Source organism: Vibrio splendidus (assembly GCF_001557875.1).
Taxonomy (GTDB): domain Bacteria; phylum Pseudomonadota; class Gammaproteobacteria; order Enterobacterales; family Vibrionaceae; genus Vibrio; species Vibrio splendidus_F.
In genome coordinates, this window is record NZ_LNRF01000006.1 from 107,461 (window position 1) to 130,829 (window position 23,369).

The window sequence follows — 23,369 nt, forward strand, 5'->3', positions numbered from 1 at the left end:
AGCAATAACGAAACACAAGATTCTAACCTATTCCAAATATTCATCATTTAACCAACATCAGATAACAGACATAAAAAAGCCCACTCAGAAGAGTGGGCTTTGAGCATTTGTATCCGCTTAACAGCGATACACTTTAGGTGATTAAGCTTGAGAAGCTTTAACCTGAGCGTGTAGCTCTTGAACTGAAGTTACTGACGTTTTCGCGTCTGCAGTGTGCGCCATACAAGTCGCGAATGCAGCATTTAGCGTAGTCGTGTAGTTAACTTTCTCAGCAAGTGCACCACGACGAAGAACTTTAGAATCTTCAATCGCTTGACGGCCAGCTGCAGTGTTCACGATGTACGTGTACTCGTTGTTCTTGATACGGTCAAGAATGTGAGGACGACCTTCGTGCACCTTGTTTACTAGACGTGGGTTGATGCCCGCTTCGCCAAGGATAACCGCAGTACCGTGAGTTGCGTCTAGCTGGTAACCAAGCTTAGATAGCTTAGATGCTAGGTCAACAACACGCTCTTTGTCGCCTTCGCGAACAGAAAGAAGTGCACGACCGCCTTCTGGGTAGATGTTGCCACAACCCAATTCAGCTTTAGAGTATGCTTCTGCGAACGTCGCACCAACACCCATAACTTCACCAGTAGAGCGCATTTCTGGGCCTAACAGTGGGTCAACACCAGGGAATTTGTTGAATGGAAGTACAACTTCTTTCACTGAGTAGTAAGGTGGGATGATTTCTTTCGTAAAGCCTTGAGACTCTAGAGATTGACCCGCCATTACACGAGCGGCAATCTTAGCGATTGGCGCGCCAGTTGCTTTAGATACGAATGGAACCGTACGTGCTGCACGAGGGTTAACCTCGATTAGGTACACTTCATTGTTCTTAACAGCAAACTGCGTGTTCATCAGACCACGAACACCCAACTCAAACGCTAGCTTTTCAACTTGCTCGCGCATTACGTCTTGGATTTCTTGGCTTAGCGTGTATGCAGGAAGAGAACATGCTGAGTCACCTGAGTGAACACCCGCTTGCTCGATGTGCTCCATGATACCGCCGATTACAACGCGCTCACCGTCACAAATCGCATCTACGTCTACTTCAACAGCGTCGTCTAGGAAGCTATCAAGTAGTACTGGAGATTCGTTTGATACGCTAACTGCTTCGTTGAAGTAGCGACGTAAATCTTGCTCGTCGTATACGATTTCCATCGCACGACCACCAAGTACGTAAGAAGGACGTACAACCAGTGGGAAGCCGATTTCGCGAGATTTCTCTACCGCTTGCTCCATTGTTGTTACTGTTGCATTTTCTGGCTGAAGTAGGCCTAGACGGTCTACAGCAACTTGGAAACGCTCACGGTCTTCTGCACGGTCGATTGCGTCAGGGCTAGTACCGATGATTGGTACGCCAGCCGCTTCAAGAGCACGTGCCAGTTTAAGTGGCGTTTGACCACCGTACTGAACGATAACGCCTTTTGGCTTCTCAACACGAGCGATTGCTAGTACGTCTTCTAGAGTTACTGGTTCGAAGTACAGACGGTCAGACGTATCGTAGTCTGTAGAAACAGTCTCAGGGTTACAGTTAACCATGATAGTTTCGTAGCCATCTTCACGTAGTGCTAGTGATGCGTGTACACAACAGTAGTCAAATTCAATACCTTGGCCGATACGGTTTGGACCGCCGCCTAGAATCATGATCTTGTCTTTGTCTGTTGGGTTCGCTTCACACTCGTCATCGTAAGATGAGTACATGTAAGCTGTATCAGAAGAGAACTCAGCCGCACACGTATCTACACGCTTGTACACTGGGTGGATATCGTATTGGTCACGCAGACGACGGATTTCGCTCTCTGCTACACCTAGAATCTTAGATAGGCGCGCATCTGCAAAACCTTTACGCTTAAGCTTGTTTAGCTCGTCTTTGTTCAGACCAGCAAAGCCTTTCGCTTTCAGTTCTTGCTCTAGCTTAACGATGTCTTCGATTTGAACTAGGAACCAACGGTCGATTTGCGTTAGATTGAATACACCATCTACCGACATACCAGCACGGAATGCGTCAGCGATGTACCAAATACGCTCTGCGCCAGCTTCTTTAAGTTCGTGACGGATAGTCGTTAGAGCATCAGGTGCATCTAGGTCTACCATTTCGTCAAAACCAGTCGCGCCAACTTCTAGGCCGCGAAGTGCTTTTTGTAGAGATTCTTGTTGGTTACGGCCAATAGCCATAACTTCACCAACAGACTTCATTTGCGTCGTTAGACGGTCGTTAGCACCTGCAAATTTCTCGAAGTTAAAACGAGGAATCTTAGTTACTACATAGTCGATTGTTGGTTCGAATGATGCTGGCGTTGCGCCGCCAGTGATGTCATTCATTAGCTCGTCTAGCGTGAAGCCAACAGCCAGTTTCGCTGCAATCTTAGCGATTGGGAAACCTGTTGCTTTAGATGCTAGTGCAGAAGAGCGAGATACACGTGGGTTCATCTCGATGATAACCATACGGCCATCTTTCGGGTTGATACCAAACTGTACGTTTGAACCACCTGTTTCAACACCAATCTCACGCAGTACTGCTAGAGATGCGTTACGCATTAATTGGTATTCTTTGTCTGTCAGCGTTTGAGCTGGAGCCACGGTGATTGAGTCACCGGTGTGAATACCCATAGGGTCGAAGTTTTCAATCGCACATACGATGATGCAGTTGTCGTTTTTGTCACGGACCACTTCCATCTCGTACTCTTTCCAACCGATAAGTGATTCATCGATAAGAAGTTCGTTTGTTGGAGATAAGTCCAAACCACGACGACAGATTTCTTCAAACTCTTCTTTGTTGTAAGCGATACCGCCACCAGTACCACCCATCGTGAACGATGGACGAATGATACAAGGGAAGCCAACCATGTCTAAAACTTTGTAAGCTTCTTCCATCGTTTTCGCTGTATCAGCAGTTGGACACTCAAGGCCAATAGCTTTCATTGCTTTATCGAAGCGTGAACGGTCTTCTGCTTTATCGATAGCGTCAGCCGTTGCACCAATCATTTCAACACCGAACTCTTCAAGAACGCCGTGCTTTTCTAGGTCTAGAGCACAGTTCAATGCAGTTTGACCACCCATAGTAGGTAGAACTGCATCAGGCTTCTCTTTAGCGATGATGTTACGCACAACTTCCCATTGGATAGGTTCGATGTAAGTTGCATCGGCCATATCTGGGTCAGTCATGATTGTCGCTGGGTTCGAGTTTACAAGAATAACTCGGTAACCTTCTTCGCGAAGCGCTTTACAAGCTTGAGCACCAGAGTAATCGAACTCACATGCTTGGCCGATAACGATCGGGCCAGCACCTAGAATAAGAATACTTTTAATGTCAGTACGTTTTGGCATTGTCTACTACTCCGAATTACGCTGTGTGCTGTTTGATTAGTTCAATAAAGTGGTCGAATAACGGCGCTGCGTCTTCTGGACCTGGGCTTGCTTCAGGGTGACCTTGGAAGCTGAATGCTGGTTTGTCTGTACGGTGAATACCTTGTAGAGAACCATCAAATAGTGATTTGTGCGTTGCACGTAGTGTCTCTGGAAGGGTTTCTTCGTCAGCAGCAAAGCCGTGGTTTTGCGAAGTAATCATCACAACATCACGATCTAAATCTTTAACCGGGTGGTTTGCACCATGGTGACCAAACTTCATCTTCACTGTCTTAGCGCCTGACGCAAGAGCAAGAATCTGGTGACCTAGACAGATACCGAAGATTGGTAAGCCTTTTTCTAGGAACACTTTTGTCGCTTCAATTGCGTAAGTACATGGCTCTGGGTCACCAGGGCCATTTGAAAGGAAAACACCGTCTGGGTTCAGAGCTAGCACTTCTTCTGCAGAAGTCTCAGCAGGAACAACCGTTAGGCGGCAGCCGCGGTCAACAAGCATTCGTAGGATGTTTCGTTTTGCACCGAAGTCATAAGCAACAACGTGGTATGGCAATTCTGAGTCTGCTTTCGCTTCAGGAAGTCCACCCGTAAGCGTCCACGAACCTTGTTTCCATTGATACGCTTCTTTTGTTGTAACTTCTTTCGCAAGGTCCATACCTTTCAGGCCAGGGAATTCTTTTGCTTTAGCTAGAGCCAAAGCCTCGTCTAAATTTCCGTCGTTTACTGAAGAGCCAGCTACGATACAACCGTTCTGTGCGCCTTTTTCACGAAGAATACGCGTCAGCTTACGAGTATCGATATCAGCGATACCAACAACGTTTTGCGACTTAAGGTAATCAGAAAGGGATTGTTCATTACGGAAGTTAGAAGCGATTAGAGGGAGATCGCGAATCACAAGGCCTTGAGCGTGGATTGAAGAAGATTCTTCGTCTTCGGAATTGGTTCCGGTATTGCCAATGTGAGGGTAAGTAAGGGTAACGATTTGTTGAGAATAGGAAGGATCAGTGAGGATTTCTTGGTACCCCGTCATCGAGGTATTAAAAACGACTTCACCAACTGCAGAACCTACAGCGCCAATGGCTTCACCGTGAAATACTGTCCCATCTTCTAGGACGAGTAGTGCTGACTTCTTCAAGACAACCTCCAGAAATAAAAATGCATTAAAATTGATTTAATTTGCAAATCTACCTTCCTGCAACACCAAAAACTGCGTGTTTATGGAAATTAGACAAATTGGCGGTATTTTAGTGATCTGCATGATACGTGTCAACATTTAACGCAAAAGAAATTAAACATTTGTAAGGACTAATTCAATTTACCCCCTCAAAGCTCCAAAAGTTCAACTTTCATGCGCATTTAGCTCGAATATTACGATTTTCTAATTTTCACCCCTCATTTTAGCCACCCGTAGAGTGACAAAAATATCAGCAACAAAACGCAATCGATAAATACAAAGAGAAAACATGACAATTTAAAGATCTAAAACAAAAAACACACTAAAGCCCACATAAACAACATAGAAATAGAGGAGAAATGACGATGATAAGAAAGTAAAAGGAGGATCGTAGAAGAGAGATTACTAAGGAAAAGGCACCAAATAAAGAAAGCGCCGGCAATTGCCAGCGCATAAATATCTATTTACAGGTCATTCAAACCAAGCACATCCGTCATGGTATAAAAGCCTGCTGGTTTATCATTTAACCAAACCGCAGCCTTGATTGCGCCATTAGCAAAGGTCATTCGATCTGTGGCTTTATGAGTAATTTCTACTCGCTCACCGATATCAGCAAACATAGCGGTGTGCTCTCCGATGATGTCACCGGCACGAATCGTCGCGAAACCAATCTCATCTTTAGTACGCTCGCCAGTAATACCTTCGCGTGACCACACGGCTACATTGTTTAGCTCATTGCCCATCGCACCAGCAATCGCTTCGCCCATGCCAATCGCAGTACCAGAAGGTGCATCGACTTTATGACGATGGTGAGCCTCAACGATCTCGACATCACAATAATCGCCCATCACTTTAGCGGCCTTCTCTAGCAGCTTAAATACCAGGTTCACACCGACACTGTAGTTAGGTGCCATTACGATAGGCATCTCTTTTGAAGCTGCATCAATCACCTGCTTCTCTTCTTCAGAGAAACCCGTCGTACCGATGATCAGCTTTTTACCGTGACGTTTACAAAGTTCAATATTCGCTAATGTGCTAACAGGTGCAGTAAAATCGACAATCACATCAAACTCTTCGATGGCTTTAGACAAGTCATCCACTAGAGCAACATCAAAACGACCTTCACCGCATAACTCGCCAACATCAACGCCGACCAAAGATGACTCTGGACGCTCTGAACCAGCACCAACACTTGCTTCTGAATTATGATGAGCGGCTTTCACCAAGTTGCGACCCATACGGCCCGCTGCTCCTGCAATTGCAATTCTTACCACTGCGAATATCTCCATTGTTTTGGTTACCGTTGCCACTTATCTCTTGCAGCAACGTTCAATCGATTAATCTCTTTAAACTAACAACAATCTCAAACTCAGGCTAGCAATTACGAAAACTCTTTTATTACTCGCTCTAAAATTGGCACATTTGCCTCTGGGAAGGCGTATTGATTCAATGATTCTAGTCTTACCCATTCACCTTGTTGACCTTCTTTGCCATAAGGCTGCTGTTGAAAGTCGGTCACCAGGATGAAATCAAACTTAAGCGACTTATCCGTATAGTCAAATTCAAGGTGCTCAAACAGAGACTGTTCAGTCACTTTAATGCCAATCTCTTCATCAAGTTCACGAGTCATTGCTTGTTCAATGGTTTCACCCGCTTCTACCTTACCACCAGGAAATTCCCAGAAACCGCCCTTGTGTTTGTCGTCCGGGCGCTTTGTGATAAATACCTGTGACTTATCTTGATTGAAGATAATGCCCGCTACAATGTGGATTCTTTTCATATGTTGGTGTTCCTTTCATGTCCCCATCGTCATTCCCTACAATGAGGAACGAATTAGATAGGGAATCTACTCTTTTGTTAGTTCGAAAGATCCCCGACTCGCTCGTCCCTCACTCTCGAGGATGACGCTATCGAAGCCTTATTATTTTCACATACAAAAAGAGCCGCCTAAGCGACTCTTTTTATCAAAATTATATTAAGGCAAAGCTGTATTGGTTGAGAACGAGGAGGCGACGCGGAGTTTACAAATGTAAATGAGCATCGCCGACGAAGTTATCAGCCACTACAGCAAAGCATTAGTCTATTTTACCGTGACACTGTTTGTACTTCTTACCACTTCCACATGGGCATGGTTCGTTACGACCCACTTTACGCTCATCACGTACTACCGTTTGTGGAGATGCAGCTTCAGCTTCATTGTCGCCTAGCTGGTTTTCAGCCGTTGCATGTTGTGCTTTTGCACGACGCGCCGCTTCTTCAGCTTGGGCTTGACGTTGCGCTTCCATCTTTTCAACTTCTTCTTGTTGCTGAACGCGAACTTTAGAAAGAATGGTAACAACGTCTGTTTTTAGTACATCTAGTAGGCCTTCAAACAGTTCAAACGACTCACGCTTGTACTCTTGTTTCGGGTTCTTCTGAGCATAACCACGTAGGTGGATACCTTGACGAAGGTGATCCATCGCAGCCAAGTGCTCTTTCCAAAGACCGTCTAGCGTTTGTAGCATCACAGACTTCTCGAAGTTACGCAGTACTTGAGCACCAACCACTTCTTCTTTCTGTTTGTACGAATCAACCGCCATACCTAGGATTCGTTCACGCAATGCTTCTTCGTAAAGCTTGTCGTCTTCGTCTAGCCAACCTTGAATATCAAAGTCTAGATCGAAGTCATTCTTCAGACGATCTTGCAGACCCGCGATATCCCACATATCTTCAAGAGATTGAGGAGCAATGTACTCATCGATAACCGAAGTAAACACGTCTTCACGGTTGTGTTCGATCATTTCGCTGATGTCGTCAGAACTCATCAGTTCGTCACGAAGCTCATAAACCACTTTACGTTGGTCATTGGCTACATCATCGTACTCAAGAAGCTGCTTACGAATATCGAAGTTACGACCTTCAACTTTACGTTGTGCTTTTTCAATTGAGCGAGAAAGCATTTTAGATTCGATCGCTTCGCCTTCGTCCATACCACTTTGGATAAGACCAGCCATACGATCCGATGTAAAGATACGTAGCAGAGAATCTTCCATTGATAGGTAGAAACGAGAAGAACCCGCATCACCTTGACGACCAGAACGACCACGTAGCTGGTTATCGATACGGCGAGATTCATGACGCTCAGTACCAATGATGTGCAGACCACCTGACTCAAGTACTTTATCGTGGATGATTCTCCAATCAGCTTTGATCTTATCGATCTGCTCTTTGGTTGGATTCTCTAGCTTCTCAACTTGTGCCTGCCAGCTACCGCCTAACACGATATCGGTACCACGACCAGCCATGTTAGTTGCGATAGTTACCGCACTCGGCATACCAGCTTGTGCAACGATCTCTGCTTCCATTTCGTGGAATTTAGCATTTAGAACGCTGTGCTTAATTTTTGCTTTTTTCAGTGCATTAGACAGTAGTTCAGACTTCTCGATAGAAACCGTACCAACCAGTGATGGCTGACCAGCTGCTACACGGTCTTTGATATCTTCAATGATCGCATTGAACTTGTCTTCTTCAGTACGATAAACCACATCTGGCATATCGTTACGAACCATAGGCTTGTTGGTTGGGATAACCACAGTTTCTAGGCCGTAGATAGACTGGAATTCGAAAGCTTCAGTATCGGCAGTACCTGTCATACCTGACAGCTTTTCGTATAGACGGAAGAAGTTCTGGAATGTAATCGATGCTAGAGTCTGGTTTTCATTCTGAATCTTCACACCTTCTTTAGCTTCAACAGCTTGGTGTAAACCTTCAGACCAACGACGACCTGGCATAGTACGACCAGTATGTTCATCAACGATAACCACTTCGCCTTCTTCAGTAACGATGTAGTCAACGTCTTTCTCAAACAATACGTGTGCACGAAGCGCTGCATTAACATGGTGCAATAGGCTGATGTTTGTTGGAGAGTAAAGCGTATCGCCCTCTTCCATCAGGCCGTTTTTCACCATTAGCTCTTCTACAAATTCTTGACCATTTTCAGTCAGGTGAACCTGCTTCGATTTCTCGTCCATGGTGTAGTGGCCTTCACCACGGTACTCTTCAGAATCTTCTTTATCTTGGCGCTCAAGGTTCGGAATTAACGTGTTAATACGCGTGTAAAGGTCTGAGCTATCTTCAGCAGGGCCAGAGATAATAAGTGGAGTACGAGCTTCATCAATTAAAATTGAGTCAACTTCATCGACAACAGCGAAGAAGCGTTCACGTTGAACACGATCTTCAGCACGGAAAGCCATGTTGTCACGTAGGTAGTCGAAACCAAACTCATTGTTTGTTCCGTATAGGATATCCGCTTGGTACGCTTCTTTCTTCTCTGGTGGAGCCATGTTTGGCACGTTCACGCCAACAGTCATACCAAGGAATTCAAATAATGGGCGGTTTGTTTCCGCATCACGCTTCGCTAGGTAGTCGTTCACCGTTACTACGTGAACACCTTTGCTAGGTAGGGCGTTAAGATAAGCTGGCAAGGTTGCTGTAAGAGTCTTACCTTCACCAGTACGCATTTCTGCAATTTGGCCAGCATTTAGAACCATGCCACCAATCATTTGCACGTCAAAGTGACGCATGCCGTAAACACGCTTAGACGCTTCACGTACCGTAGCAAATGCTTCCGGTAGAAGTTGGTCTAGCGATTCACCTTTATCTAAGCGCTCACGAAACTCAACCGTTTTTGCTTTTAGCTCTTCATCTGAAAGTGCTTCAAACGTTGGTTCGTAGTTATTAATTTCTTTTACAATTTTTCTAAGGCGGCGCAGTGTTCTGTCATTGCGACTGCCAATTACCTTTGTCAGCAGCTTAGTAATCATGTGCTTGGAATCTCTTCGTTCTCAGATCGTCCGCGATCTATTTTAAATGCCGTCAGTCTCTACTAGCTATGAACTAGTCTTCAGTTACTAACCAAGGATACTGAGATAAATCTAGTATCTTTGATATTGTACTTGAGAGTAGAGTTTTCAAGGCTTGAGTTAAAATTAATGCCCTTTAGTGTAAGTAATTTTCACACCAACGACCATTAATAACCCCATTTGTTTGATGTGCTTGGAACTTTTCTTTCTAATTGCTGACGGATTAGCCAGACTGTAGCCCATTGGTAGTCAACTTTCGGATGTTGACGACACTGTATCTGGAAAATAGATACAAAAAAACCAGGTCAATGACCTGGTTTTCGAAATCTTATATTGTTGTAAACAACAATTACGCTAGAACCATTCCTGGCTCAGCAAATGCAACAGGAGAGCCCACTTCTTCTTCGAATGTTGCCCATTCCCAAGCTTCTGCGTCAGCAAGTACTGCACGTAGTAGTTGGTTGTTTAGGCCGTGACCTGATTTGTATGCACGGAACTCACCAATAATAGCGTGTCCACACATATACAAGTCACCAATCGCATCGAGTACTTTGTGAGTTACGAACTCATTGTCAAAACGTAGACCTTCTTCATTCAGAATTCGGTATTCGTCTAGAACGATAGCATTATCGAAGCTACCGCCAAGTACTAGGTTTTGAGATTGTAGATACTCAATGTCACGCATGAAGCCGAAAGTACGAGCGCGAGAAATTTCTTTCACAAAACCTTGTGAAGAGAAATCAAACAACAAACGTTGCTCATCAGATTCAATTGCTGGATGGTTAAAGTCGATCTCAAAGTCCATACGGAAGCCGTTAAATGGAACAAATTCTGCCCACTTATCGCCATCTTCAAAACGGATAGGCTTTTTAATACGAATAAAACGCTTCGCTGCATTCAGTGTTTCTACACCCGCTTGCTGTAGCAAGTATACGAATGGGCTTGCGCTACCATCCATAATTGGGATCTCAGGAGCATCTACTTCAACAATAATGTTGTCGATGCCCATACCCGCTAGAGCTGCGTTAAGGTGTTCCACTGTAGAGATACGTACGCCTTCGTCATTAACAAGAGCTGTACATAGCATAGTGTCACGAACTGACGCTGGATCAGCTGGAAAATCTACAGGTGGATTTACATCTGTACGACGATAAACAATGCCTGTATTTGCAGCTGCCGGGCGAAGAGTAAGTGTGACTTTACGACCAGAGTGGAGACCCACACCAGTTGTTTTCACAATTTCTTTCAGAGTACGTTGTCTGATCATCTGCTTGCCTCGTTATCAGTGCTACAAATCACGGTCAGTATTTACCGACCGCGAATTTTACCATTAATTCGACGATAGTCAAATTTTGGGTATTTGTTAATCAGCCTGACGTCGTAAGAATGCTGGAATATCTAAGTATCCACTCTCTTTCTCAGCTTTAGGTGCTGCACTTTGGCTAGCGCCTGTACCTGAAGAAACAGGAGACGTTGTTGGCTGCGGCTTAACTTGAGGTTTAACCTCAGTTTTTTCCTGCAATGGCTGTGCCACTTTCTCTTCCACTTTTGGTGCAGTTTGAGCTGCTACCTGTGGTTGAGGAGTTGGTGCAACCTTAGCTTTACCACCAGCAACTAATGTAATATCTGGTTTTTTCTCTGTACCGATACCTGTTGCAACAACAGTTACACGGATTTCATCCGTCATATCAGGGTCTAGAGAAGTACCAATCACAACTGTTGCGTTATCAGATGCGAATGCCTTAACTGTATTACCTACTGTTTCGAATTCATCTAGACGCATATCTAGGCCTGCAGTGATGTTCACAAGAACGCCACGCGCGCCAGCTAGGTCGATGTCTTCTAGTAGTGGGCTAGAAATTGCCGTTTCAGCAGCTTCTTCAGCACGGTCTTCACCTTTTGCGATACCGCTACCCATCATTGCATGACCCATCTCAGACATCACGGTGCGAACATCCGCGAAATCGACGTTAATCATACCAGGGCGAGTAATTAGCTCAGCGATACCTTGTACAGCATTTTTAAGCACATCATTTGCACTTGCGAAAGCTTCTAGCAGAGTTACGCCACGGCCAAGTACTTTAAGTAGCTTCTCATTTGGAATCGTAATTAAAGAATCCACATGTTTAGAAAGCTCTTCAATACCTTGCTCAGCAAACGCTAAACGCTTTTTGCCTTCAAAGCTAAATGGCTTAGTTACCACAGCAACCGTTAGCACACCCAACTCTTTCGCAACTTCAGCAATAACTGGAGCAGCACCTGTACCTGTACCACCGCCCATACCAGCTGCGATAAATACCATATCGGCGCCAGTTAGAACTTCTTTAATTCTTTCTCGATCTTCGAGAGCTGCATCACGGCCTACTTGTGGGTTTGCACCAGCGCCCAAACCTTTAGTGATATCACCACCAATTTGGATCACGCTGCTCACGCTTGTTTTACGAAGTGCTTGTGCGTCAGTGTTAACACTGATGAACTCTACGCCTTCGATTGACTCACGCACCATGTGCTCAACAGCGTTACCGCCACCGCCACCAACTCCAACGACTTTAATTACCGCATCGTCAGACATTTCCATCATCGGTTCAAACATGTGTTATCTCCGTTTTTTCCTGCAACTCAGGTTAAAACTCTTTTTGTATCCAATTACGCAATTTACCAAATAAACCTGACATAGAAGGTGCTGAACGCTTAGGTTCGCTGTAATCACCTTCATCACTTATCTGACAATCTCTTGCGTAATGAAGTAAACCAACCGCCGTAGAATGATACGGCTCTTTAACATAGTCAGTTAAGCCACTAACTTCTAACGGCTTACCAACTCGAACTTGATTGCGGAAAACACGTTCCGCACACTCTACCAATCCGTCAATTTGTGCCGCTCCACCAGTGAGAACGACGCCAGCTGCAAGGTGGTGCTTAATACCCTCATCTCGTAGCTGTAATTGAACCGTATCAATAGTTTGGTTAACGAGGCCCATAAGTTCAGTGTAACGTGGTTCAATCACTTCCGACAAAGTTTGTCGTTGCAAACTTCTCGATGGGCGACCACCAACACTTGGGACGTTAACAGAGTCATCCTTGCTTACGAGTTCACTCAGAGCGCAACCATGGTTTACTTTTATCTCTTCAGCATCGCTCACTGGCGTGCCGAAAGCGAAGGCAATATCACTGGTTACTGCATTTCCTGCGTAGGAAAAGACTTCTGTGTGTCGAAGTGCGCCGCCAGTCCAAATGGAAATATCCATTGTACCCGCACCGATATCTACTACACACACTCCAAGCTCTCTCTCGTCTTCAGTAATTACCGCATTGCTTGAGGCAAGTCCTGAAAACACGATTTGTTCTACTGTGAGACCACATCGTTCAACAGCTTTAATAATGTTTCTCGCCATGTCGCTATGGCAAGAAATTAGGTGAACACTGACTTCCATTCGAACACCAGATAAGCCAAGTGGGTTCTTAATCCCTTCTTGATAATCAATGGTAAATTCTTGTGGGATCACGTGCAGAATTCTCTGCTCATCACCTATTTTAATTGATTTCGCGGTATGGATCGCTCGATCCATATCGTCTTGAGACACCTCTTCATCAGAGATAGTGCCCATGCCTTTTTCAATTCGGCTTGCGATATGTTTACCCGATAGCGAGATAAATACATTGCTGATTTGGCATTCCGCCATCAACTCTGCTTGATCAATAGCTCGCTGAACCGACTTCACTACCGACTCTAGGTCGTTTACACCACCTTTATCCATACCTCTGGATGGGCTTTGCCCAGAACCAATGATATTGATTTGACCATCAGGCAATATTTCACCAACCAGAGCTGATATGGTCGCAGTGCCTATATCAAGACCAACGATTATGTTGTCATCTGCGGTCTTAGTCATCTGTGCTCTCTTCTAACTCTTGCTCTGGAAACCAGCCTACAGCGGCTCCCGTATCATACCTGAGGTCGATGTAGCTCACTTGATTCGCTTTACTACCAAGTTCGTTGTAAAGCGAAATGAAGCGTTCAACACGCTCATCTAAAGAATCTTTACCTAGTTCTAAACGGATACCGTTATCTAGGATTATTTGCCAAGCGCGACGCTCATTGAGAACGAGTGAGGTAACGGTTAACCCTAGACTGTTAATCAAAGGGGTTATCTGTCGCCACTTTTCTATCACTTCTTGGCTGGTGCCGTCTGGGCCGTAAAGCTTAACTCTATCACCCTTCAACAGGCCGATATCACCATTAAACACCTGACCATCGTCATTCAGCAGCATGTTGCCATTCCAGATTGCTGCTGCATGGTACTCAGTCAAAAATACTTTTATTGTGTCTGGCCACTGCTTACGAATGGAGACCACTGAAACCCAAGGTAACGCTTCTAAACTGTCTTGCAACACACCAATGTCTTGCGACATGAATGTTCCAATATGCTCTAGCTCGCTAAACGCATGTTGAACATCACCAGCGGTTACGTAAGTTAAGTCGCCTTGAAGTACTATTTTGGAGAGAGGCAATCGCTGATCGTCCCACATCCAAGTCAGTGTGGTATAGAAAAGAAACCCAATGAATAGCAATACCATGACAAAAAAAGACCCGCCTAAGGCGTGTTTCTTGAGCGACGGTAAACTGAATAGGTGGCGGTTTTCGCTAAAAGTACTTTCTACCAAAGCCCGCATTCCCTGTCGTTGGTTCGCAATTCTATTCCCTATCTTCGTAATAGAGGTAAAAGCACTTACTTTAACCTATGAATTATACTGAGCAAAATCAAACTATCAAACGTTGATAATAAGATTTTTGGTCAATTTTAGGTCAATCGCAAGAAGTGAGCGATTGACCACAGTCTGTAGACAGTATTCTGTTACGCGTTCTGCATTTTATTAATGTCTAACTGTAACGATTCCAACTGCTTCGCCACTCGACCAACATCGCCTGCACCCTGCGTTAAAACAAGGTCACCACCTTGAATTACGTTGGCTAAAGCCGACGGCAGCGCGTTGATATCGGCAACAAAGATTGGATCTATCTTACCACGCCCGCGAATAGTTCGACTTAATGAACGTCCGTCTGCCCCTGCAATAGGTTTCTCACCAGCAGAATAAACATCTAACAGAATTAGGACATCAACCTGTTCAAGAACGTTCGCAAAATCATCATACAGATCGCGAGTACGGCTATAACGGTGTGGTTGGAAGATCATTACAAGACGTTTATCAGTCCAGCCACTTCGTGCAGCTTGAATCGTCACATCAACTTCGGTTGGGTGATGACCGTAATCATCAACCAACATAGCAACGCCTTTACCTGTTTCGTACTCACCTAAGTGATCGAAACGGCGACCCGTGCCTTCGGTTCCCGCCATCGCTTTGAGAATCGCTTCATCGCTGATGTCATCTTCTGTTGCAACAGCAATCGCCGCGGATGCATTCAATGCATTGTGACGACCTGGAATGTTTAACGTGATATCAAGGTTAGCTTTACCTTCACGTACTACCGTGAACTTACCTTGTTGACCTTCTTGTACGTAGTTCTCAATACGAATATCCGCATCTTCTGAGAAACCGTAAGTAATCACCTGGCGACTTACTTGAGGAATAAGCTCACGCACTACTGGATCATCAACACACATCACAGCCTGACCGTAGAATGGTAGATTGTGTAAGAAATCAATAAACGTCTGCTTTAGCGTTTCAAAATCGCCGCCGTAGGTATCCATATGATCCGCTTCAATGTTAGTTACGATACTAACCATTGGTTGCAGATGTAAGAATGACGCATCACTCTCATCGGCTTCAGCGATAAGAATACGGCTTGAACCTAAACGTGCGTTAGTGCCGGCACTTTTCACCAAACCACCGTTTACGAAGGTTGGATCTAGACCTGCTTCCGAGTAAATCTGTGTCACTAGCGCAGTCGTGGTTGTCTTACCGTGCGTACCTGCCACAGCAATGCCGTGACGAAAACGCATTAGCTCAGCCAGCATTTCTGCACGACGAACGATCGGTGTGCGCGCTTCACGAGCTGCAATAATTTCTGGGTTTTCTTCGTTGATAGCGGTTGAAACCACCACCACACTTGCGTCGGCAACGTTACTCGCTTGGTGACCGATATAAACGGTCGCACCCTTGCTAATTAAACGATCAGTCACTGGGTTTTGAGCAATATCAGAACCCGTGATCTGGTAGCCTTCATTTAGCAAGACTTCAGCAATCCCGCTCATTCCGGCACCACCAATACCAATGAAGTGGATAGATTTAACACGGCGCATCTCTGGCACCATTGCACGGATTTGCGCTAAGTCTTGGGTATGTTCAATCGTCATCAATTCAATCTCATTATTTTGCTAAAGCTTTAATCGCTTCAGCGACGGTCACATCAGCATCAAGCTTCGCGGCTTGACGAGCTTTTGTAGCCATCATTTTTAATTCATTTCTATCAAGCTGCACGATAGTGTTCGCTAGCTTATCAGCCGTTAGTTGAGGCTGTTCAATCATTAACGCTGCGCCACATTCAACTAAATGGTCGGCATTCAACGCTTGTTGTCTGTCTTTGTGCATAAACGGAACGAAGATAGATCCGACACCTGCCGCAGACACTTCTGATACGGTTAATGCACCTGAGCGACACACTAATAGATCTGCCCACTCATAAGCTTGCGCCACATCATCAATAAATTCAGTCACTTGAACATTATCTACAGAATGTGATTTGTATTGCTCAATGACTTGCTGTTGATTGTTCTTACCCGCTTGGTGCATCACAGTGAAGCCTTCACCAAGCTGCGCCATCGTTACTGGCATGGTATCGTTCAGGATTTTGGCGCCCTGACTGCCGCCCATAACCAAGATGCGGATGTCACCATCTCGCTCAGCCATGCGCTGCTCGGGTTCAGCTAAGGCAACCACATCTTCGCGTACTGGGTTACCCACCACTTCTGCGGTAGGGAAAGCACCAGGGAAAGCTTGGAAAACCTTTTTAGCAATCTTAGACAGCCATTGGTTGGTTAAACCTGCCACTGCATTTTGTTCATGCAGAACCACTGGAATGCCAGACAACCATGCCGCGATACCACCCGGGCCACTCACGTAACCACCCATACCAAGCACCACATCAGGTTGCCATGCTTTAATGTGTTGTCTTGCTTGAAGTATGGCATTAATAATCTGGAACGGCGCTTTAATTAACTTGCTAATGCCTTGACCACGCAGGCCTTTCACCTTGATGAAGTCGATCTCAATACCATGCTTTGGTACCAAATCCGCTTCCATTCTGTCTGCCGTTCCTAACCAGCGAATTTCCCAGCCTTGTTGCTGAAGCTTTTTCGCTACCGCTAACCCTGGGAAAACGTGACCGCCAGTACCACCAGCCATCACTAAAAGTTTTTTGTTTTGTTTCATAACGTTAGATTCTTATTCTACTAATTCGTTTTGATTATCGGCTTGTTCTTTTTGTTGCATTCGGCATTCGTGATCAATACGCAGCAGCATAGACACCGCCACCGACATCACGATAAGACTTGAACCACCATAACTGATCAGCGGCAAGGTTAGACCTTTGGTTGGGACGATGCCTGAAGCTGCACCCACGTTAACAAGCGTCTGAAATGCAAACCAAATACCGATACCAAATGCTAGATAACCACTGAATACTTGGTCATTTTCAAAGGCCTTTTTACCAATAAAAATGGCTTTAAAAACCAAGCTAAAGATCAGTATCAACACCAAGGTCACGCCAACAAAACCCAACTCTTCAGCCAACACAGCAAATACAAAATCGGTGTGCGCTTCGGGTAAGTATTCGAGTTTCTGAATTGAGTTACCAAGCCCTTGCCCCATCCAATCACCACGGCCAAATGCCATCAATGACTGAGTTAGCTGGTAACCACTGCCGAACGGGTCGTTCCAAGGTTCCCAGAATGAGGTAACACGTCGAACACGATAAGGTTCTATAACAATCAAACCAACGACCGCGGCAATACCTGCCACCATCAAGGCGATAAACTGTGAAAGCTTGGCACCGGCAATGAATAGCATGCCAAACAAAGTAACTAGCATTACGACCACGGTACCTAAATCGGGTTGGCCTAGCAGCAGCACGGCAAAAGCTCCGAATACCATGATCGGTTTACCAAAACCACCGAAGAAGGTTTTTCTCACTTCATCTTGTTTACGAACCAAGTAGCCAGCCATAAAGATAAACAGCGATAACTTGGCGACTTCAGCGGGTTGTAAGTTAAATAGCCCTAAGGGGATCCAACGCGATGCGCCGTTAACCGACTTACCGACGGCTAGTACCACAATCAGCAAGAAGAAGGACAAGCCCAGTAGATACATACTGTATTGAAACCAGCGCTGCATCGGGATTTGCAATATGACGCTGGAGACACCTAACGCCAACACAAGGAAGATGGCATGACGGAACATAAAGTGAAATGGCTGATCGGTTAAACGAGCACTGATAGGAAACGAAGCCGATGTTACCATCACTAAGCCCGTCAGCATCAGTCCAAGAGCAATCCATACCAATTGACGATCGTAAAGCGCCTCTGGTGTGGCACGGTTAAGCCATTGCCAAATGGATTGATTGATCTCTTTCACTCTTTGCACTGAATGTTAGTCCTTCAACACGTTAGGCATACTCATGAGCAAGTTCAGTGAACGCATCACCTCTTGCCATGAAGTTATTAAATTGATCGAAGCTAGCACACGCTGGGGACAACATCACCATATCACCGGCAACTAACTGCTTCGAGATACTCTCGATAATGTCACCCATAGTTTCAAACCTCTTAGACGATGAGTGTAACGGCATAAATTGCGCTGCATCTTCACCAAAACAACACAGTTGAACGCGCTCTAGTTGCGACAACACAGGCTTAAGCTCGCTAAAGTCGGCACCTTTACCAACCCCACCAACCAGAAGATACAAAGTACCTTGGCACTCTAAACCCGACAGAGCCGCCAATGTACTGGCTACGTTGGTCGCTTTCGAGTCGTTAACCCATTTGATTTCGCGTTTGTCAGCCACTACTTGGCAGCGATGCGTCAAACCATTGTAGGCCTTCAAGGCTTCAAGGCTTTTGCTGTAACCGATGCCAACTTGTTTAAGCAGTGCTAGCGAGACTAACGCATTTGCCACATTGTGACGTCCAACCAATGTTAAATCTTGGGTTGCAAGTACAGGTTTACCGTTATCCATTAACCATTCGATGCCATCAACTGTCGCGACACCAAACTCCTGGCCGTCGAGTCCGAATGTTACTAATGACATGTTGTGGTCTGGATACGTCTCTTTGTCGTCGCGGTTTACAATCGCATATTGAGCATTGTTAAAGATTCTTAGCTTTGCATCGCGGTAATCGGCCATGCCTTGATAGCGATCCATATGATCTTCAGACAGGTTTAAGAATGCCGCAGCGGCAAGTTTTAAATTCGATGTAGTTTCTAGCTGAAAACTTGAAAGCTCAAGGACATACAAATCCGCATCAAGTTCTAGAAGGTCTAGGGCAGGAATACCGATGTTGCCACCGACACCGACATTCAAACCCGTAGCCTTAGCAAGCACACCAGTAAGGTCAGTCACGGTGCTCTTGCCGTTAGAACCCGTGATAGCTACAACGGGTTTGTCTACCGCCCAGCCAAACAGTTCAATATCACCAACAACCGGAGTACCCGTTTGAATAACATCTTGAATTTCAGGGGTCGCGAGTGCGATACCTGGGTTAGCAACCACCAAATCAGCTTCCGCTAACCATTGGCTATTCCAACTTCCAGAATGCAGCTCTACCGATTCAGGCAAAGATTCCTTTCCTGGTGGTAGCTCTCGCGTATCAATTACCTTTACATGAGTATGAGGCTGAAATTTTACGAGATGTTTAACGACAGAGAGCCCGGTAATACCGAGCCCCACAACCACTACATTTTGAATATTTTGCCAACGTTCCATTTAAACAAGATGCTCTTAATAGTTTTAAAGAGCCCCTACTCAGAGGCTCACACAGGATTAACGAACTTTCAGTGTCGCTAGGCCAACCAGTACTAATACCATTGAGATGATCCAAAAACGCACGATAACACGCGGCTCTGGCCAACCTTTCAGTTCATAATGGTGGTGAATCGGTGCCATACGGAAAATACGCTGACCACGTAATTTGTAAGAGCCCACCTGCAGAATCACTGACAGAGTCTCCATTACAAACACACCACCCATGATAACCAGTACCAACTCTTGGCGAACTAACACAGCAATCACACCCAGCGCACCGCCCAGTGCTAGTGAGCCAACATCGCCCATGAATACTTGTGCTGGGTAGGTGTTGAACCATAGGAAACCTAGGCCTGCACCGACGATAGCAGTACATACAACCACAAGCTCAGAAGTGTATGGGATGTATGGAATGTGTAGATATGCCGCGAAATTAACGTTACCTGTCGCCCATGCAATCACTGCAAAACCAGCCGCCACCATAACCGTTGGCATAATCGCCAAACCATCTAGGCCGTCTGTTAGGTTCACCGCGTTACTGGTACCCACAATAACAAAATAAGTCAGTACGATGTACAATAAACCTAATTGTGGCATCACATCTTTAAAGAAAGGAACAACCAATTGGGTTGCCGCAGTATCGTGCCCGTGAGCATACAGAGCAAAAGCCACAACCAGTGCAATAGCCGATTGCCAGAAGTATTTCCAACGAGCGATCAAGCCATCTGTGTTTTTACGAACCACTTTACGGTAGTCATCAACAAAGCCAACCGCACCGTAACCGCCAAGGACAACCAATACAGCCCAAACGTAAGGGTTAGAAAGATCAGCCCACATTAATACCGTAATAATAATGGCAGCTAGGATCATCACGCCGCCCATGGTTGGTGTGCCACGTTTGCTAAAGTGAGATTCAGGGCCGTCGTTACGAACAACTTGGCCAATTTGTAGCATTTGCAGACGCTCGATTAAACGAGGTCCCATCCACAGCGACAGACATAAAGCCGTCAAAATACTCGCGATTGCACGAAACGATAGGTATTCGAACAAACGGAAAAAAGAAAAGTGTGGCTGTAGTAGCTCTGCAAGCCAAATTATCATGAAAAGTTCTCCTTTAAAGCAGCGGCTATTTTACTCATTCCTGCACTATTAGCGCCTTTTACCAACAAGGTATGTGACGCGTTTTCTGGCAAGCTTAAGTGCTGCTCTATGTGCGCGATCATCGCTTGATGCGTTGCAAAGTGGGTACCATTACAGACCTCACTGATCACCTTGGTATCATCACCGTAAGTGAGTACATGCTCAAAAGCGAATGGGGCAGCATATTCACCGACTTGACGGTGAAGTGCAAGGCTTTCGTCGCCTAATTCAGCCATATTGCCTAAAATCAACCAACGTTGACCTTTGAAGCTCGACAGCAGTTTGGCTGCCGCCTTCATCGCAGGTACGCTGGCGTTGTAACTGTCATCTATCAGCTTGATATTCTGACTTAATTGTTGAACCTCAACTCGTCCTTTGACAGAGATAAGATTTGCTAAACCATTTTTTACTTCTTCAAGCGTGGCACCAAACTGGATACTCAACGCTGCCGCCGCCAACGCATTCGCTACGTTATGTTGACCGATGATACCAAGCTCAACCGGCATAGCGCCTTGCGGAGTTTGCATCTCAAAGCAAGCTTCACCCTGCTCATTAATACCAATGTTCTTAGCAAAGTAATCGGCATTGCTGTCGCTTTCTGAAAATGTCAGTACCGTTTTATCGGCAAGTACTTCATTCCAAAAGTCACCACCGTTGCTCTCTAGATTAACAATAGCAGTATCACCGGCAGCAAGCCCTTGAAAGATTTCACCTTTCGCTTGTTTAACACCATCAATTGAGCCAAAGCCCTCTAGATGTGCGGCTGCGACGTTATTAACTAAGGCCACCTGTGGTTTCACAAGTTGCGTAGTATAGGCGATTTCACCAATGTGGTTCGCGCCCAGTTCTATCACGGCATAGTCGTCATTTGGTTCACTGCGCAGTAAGGTTAGTGGTACTCCAATATCATTATTGAAGTTACCCGCCGTATACAGCACCTTGCCACGTTGTTGCAGAATGCTCGCCACCATCTCTTTGACGGTCGTTTTGCCACAGCTTCCTGTTATAGCCATGGTTGGCACGTCACATTGTTTGTGGATCCAAGCACTTAGCTGACCTAAAGCAAGTTTAGTGTCTTCAACAACAACTTGAGTAATATTTAGGTCAAGTTTTCGTTCGACTAACAACGCACTTGCATTTGCCTCAACCGCTTGATGACAAAAGTCATGCGCATCAAAGCGTTCTCCAGCAATAGCGACAAACAATGCGCCTTCTTCAACGGTGCGAGTGTCGGTAGAAACGGCATTAATTACGGCATTGTTTGAGTTACTAGACTCAACCAACTCACCGCTGACCGCTGAACAAATCTGTTCGAGTGATACATCAATCATTATGAAATACCTAAAAGTTGAAGCGCTGACTCTCGGTCTGAGTAATGTACCGTTTTGTCTTTCAATACTTGGTAATCCTCATGGCCTTTACCAGCCAAAAGAATAATGTCATTGCTGTCTGCCTGTTCAAGCGCGAACTTAACCGCTTGATAGCGATCGTGCTCGACGAATGCAGATTCAGGTTTGCTTAAGCCTGCTAGCATGTCTTTGACAATCAAGGCAGGATCTTCACTACGAGGATTGTCATCTGAAATAATGATTTTATCGGCAAACTGCTCTGCGGTCGCAGCCATCATTGGGCGCTTACCAGTGTCACGGTCACCGCCGCAGCCAAAGATAGCCCACAGTTTTCCAGAACAATGAACACGCAATGCTGCTAATGCTTTTTCTAAAGCGTCTGGCGTATGCGCGTAATCGACAACCACTTTTGCTTTGCTCGGCACTTGGAACAGTTCCATACGACCAATCACAGGTTGCAGCTGAGGCGCAGTGTCGACCAAGGTTTGCTTATCGATACCTAATGACAGCAAGGTCGTAAAGGCAACCAGTACGTTTGATGCGTTGAACTGACCAATCAATGGAACCGAAAGATCGCCTTGTCCCCAACTACCATCAAAAGAGAGCTTAATCCCAGTTTCTGCATAGACAACATCAGATGCCCATACCGACTGTTGGTAGCCCGTTAATGGAAGTAATGAAACAGCAATCGCACTCGATAAATCTGTCATCCAAGCTTTGCCTACTTCGTCATCAACGTTTATGACAGCGTGGTTGCATTTGTGCTCAGTAAACAGGCTCTTCTTAGCCAAAGCGTACTCTTCCATCGTGCCATGGTAATCAAGATGATCACGGCTCAAATTAGTGAATACACCTACTTCGAAGTCCAAGGCTTTAACGCGACCTTGCACCAAACCATGAGAAGATATTTCCATTGCTGTGTAAGCCGCGTTTCCTTCAGCTAACTCACTCAGTGTGCGTTGTATTTCGATGGCACTGCCTGTGGTATTCGCCGCGGTTTTTAGATTATCTAAAAAGCCATTACCCGTGGTGCCCATTACCGCCGAACGTTGGCCGACTAAATCAAACCACTGAGCGATCAATTGGGTGATGGTGGTTTTGCCATTGGTACCGGTAACACCAATCAACTTAGTCGCTTGAGACGAGTAAACACGGCCGGCCAACTCAGATAACACCAAGTTAAGGTCTTTAATGTAAATGACCGGAACAGTACCCAACCACTCAATCAGACCATGGGGCTTTTCAGCATCGGCCTGTGCAATAACAGCATGAGCTCCCTGTGTGACCGCTTTGTCAATGAAACGACGGCCATCGACAGCATGTCCGACTACGGCAACAAAAATACCACCTTCCTTGATCGCACGGCTATCCAGTTCCAACTGCTCAACAGCAATCGCATCCAGCTCAGGTGAGCTAAAGTCACCCCAAGGAAAAAGTAAAGATGACAGCGTGAGGCTATTACTCATATTGAATCCTGA

16 protein-coding genes are annotated in these 23,369 nt (G+C 45.5%); all 16 read right to left on the reverse strand.

Annotation, left to right across the window (positions count from 1 at the left end):
• Positions 1-141: 141 nt before the first annotated feature.
• Positions 142-3,372: a carbamoyl-phosphate synthase large subunit gene (gene carB / locus ATB74_RS15025; protein ID WP_061019048.1), complete on the reverse strand. Its 3,231-nt coding sequence runs from the start codon at positions 3,370-3,372 to the stop codon at positions 142-144.
• A 16-nt stretch (positions 3,373-3,388) separates the two neighbouring features.
• Positions 3,389-4,543, reverse strand: a complete 1,155-nt coding sequence (gene carA, locus ATB74_RS15030; protein ID WP_010434758.1) for a glutamine-hydrolyzing carbamoyl-phosphate synthase small subunit — start codon at positions 4,541-4,543, stop codon at positions 3,389-3,391.
• A gap of 503 nt (positions 4,544-5,046) precedes the next feature.
• Positions 5,047-5,871, reverse strand: a complete 825-nt coding sequence (gene dapB, locus ATB74_RS15035) for a 4-hydroxy-tetrahydrodipicolinate reductase (RefSeq protein ID WP_081090132.1) — start codon at positions 5,869-5,871, stop codon at positions 5,047-5,049.
• A gap of 92 nt (positions 5,872-5,963) precedes the next feature.
• The gene (gene mutT / locus ATB74_RS15040; RefSeq protein WP_060983042.1) at positions 5,964-6,362 is read right to left on the reverse strand and encodes an 8-oxo-dGTP diphosphatase MutT; all 399 of its coding nucleotides are present in this window, start codon (positions 6,360-6,362) and stop codon (positions 5,964-5,966) included.
• A 295-nt stretch (positions 6,363-6,657) separates the two neighbouring features.
• A complete protein-coding gene (gene secA, locus ATB74_RS15045; RefSeq protein ID WP_061019049.1) occupies positions 6,658-9,384 on the reverse strand; it encodes a preprotein translocase subunit SecA in 2,727 nt (908 codons plus the stop codon).
• A gap of 388 nt (positions 9,385-9,772) precedes the next feature.
• Complete coding sequence (lpxC, locus tag ATB74_RS15050; RefSeq protein ID WP_010434751.1) at positions 9,773-10,690, reverse strand: UDP-3-O-acyl-N-acetylglucosamine deacetylase; 918 nt, start codon at positions 10,688-10,690, stop codon at positions 9,773-9,775.
• Between the two features lie 96 nt (positions 10,691-10,786).
• Positions 10,787-12,016, reverse strand: coding sequence for a cell division protein FtsZ (gene ftsZ, locus ATB74_RS15055; RefSeq protein ID WP_017059291.1), 1,230 nt, complete (start codon positions 12,014-12,016; stop codon positions 10,787-10,789).
• A gap of 31 nt (positions 12,017-12,047) precedes the next feature.
• Positions 12,048-13,316: a cell division protein FtsA gene (gene ftsA / locus ATB74_RS15060; RefSeq protein ID WP_010434747.1), complete on the reverse strand. Its 1,269-nt coding sequence runs from the start codon at positions 13,314-13,316 to the stop codon at positions 12,048-12,050.
• Positions 13,309-14,001, reverse strand: coding sequence for a cell division protein FtsQ/DivIB (locus tag ATB74_RS15065; RefSeq protein ID WP_017059290.1), 693 nt, complete (start codon positions 13,999-14,001; stop codon positions 13,309-13,311). The genes ftsA and ATB74_RS15065 overlap by 8 nt, the downstream gene beginning before the upstream one ends.
• A gap of 278 nt (positions 14,002-14,279) precedes the next feature.
• Positions 14,280-15,740 (reverse strand): UDP-N-acetylmuramate--L-alanine ligase, encoded by a 1,461-nt coding sequence (gene murC / locus ATB74_RS15070; RefSeq protein WP_061019050.1) that lies wholly within the window; start codon positions 15,738-15,740, stop codon positions 14,280-14,282.
• Between the two features lie 13 nt (positions 15,741-15,753).
• A complete protein-coding gene (gene murG / locus ATB74_RS15075; RefSeq protein WP_061019051.1) occupies positions 15,754-16,815 on the reverse strand; it encodes an undecaprenyldiphospho-muramoylpentapeptide beta-N-acetylglucosaminyltransferase in 1,062 nt (353 codons plus the stop codon).
• Between the two features lie 12 nt (positions 16,816-16,827).
• Positions 16,828-18,024, reverse strand: coding sequence for a cell division protein FtsW (gene ftsW / locus ATB74_RS15080; RefSeq protein ID WP_048609688.1), 1,197 nt, complete (start codon positions 18,022-18,024; stop codon positions 16,828-16,830).
• A 22-nt stretch (positions 18,025-18,046) separates the two neighbouring features.
• Entirely contained in the window at positions 18,047-19,363 is a 1,317-nt protein-coding gene (murD, locus tag ATB74_RS15085) for a UDP-N-acetylmuramoyl-L-alanine--D-glutamate ligase (RefSeq protein WP_061019052.1), read from the reverse strand.
• A 57-nt stretch (positions 19,364-19,420) separates the two neighbouring features.
• Positions 19,421-20,503, reverse strand: a complete 1,083-nt coding sequence (gene mraY, locus ATB74_RS15090) for a phospho-N-acetylmuramoyl-pentapeptide-transferase (RefSeq protein ID WP_048658030.1) — start codon at positions 20,501-20,503, stop codon at positions 19,421-19,423.
• Positions 20,500-21,873, reverse strand: a complete 1,374-nt coding sequence (locus tag ATB74_RS15095; RefSeq protein ID WP_061019053.1) for a UDP-N-acetylmuramoyl-tripeptide--D-alanyl-D-alanine ligase — start codon at positions 21,871-21,873, stop codon at positions 20,500-20,502. Before ATB74_RS15095 ends, mraY begins: the two co-directional genes overlap by 4 nt.
• The gene (gene murE / locus ATB74_RS15100) at positions 21,873-23,357 is read right to left on the reverse strand and encodes a UDP-N-acetylmuramoyl-L-alanyl-D-glutamate--2,6-diaminopimelate ligase (protein ID WP_061019054.1); all 1,485 of its coding nucleotides are present in this window, start codon (positions 23,355-23,357) and stop codon (positions 21,873-21,875) included. Before murE ends, ATB74_RS15095 begins: the two co-directional genes overlap by 1 nt.
• Positions 23,358-23,369 lie beyond the last annotated feature (12 nt).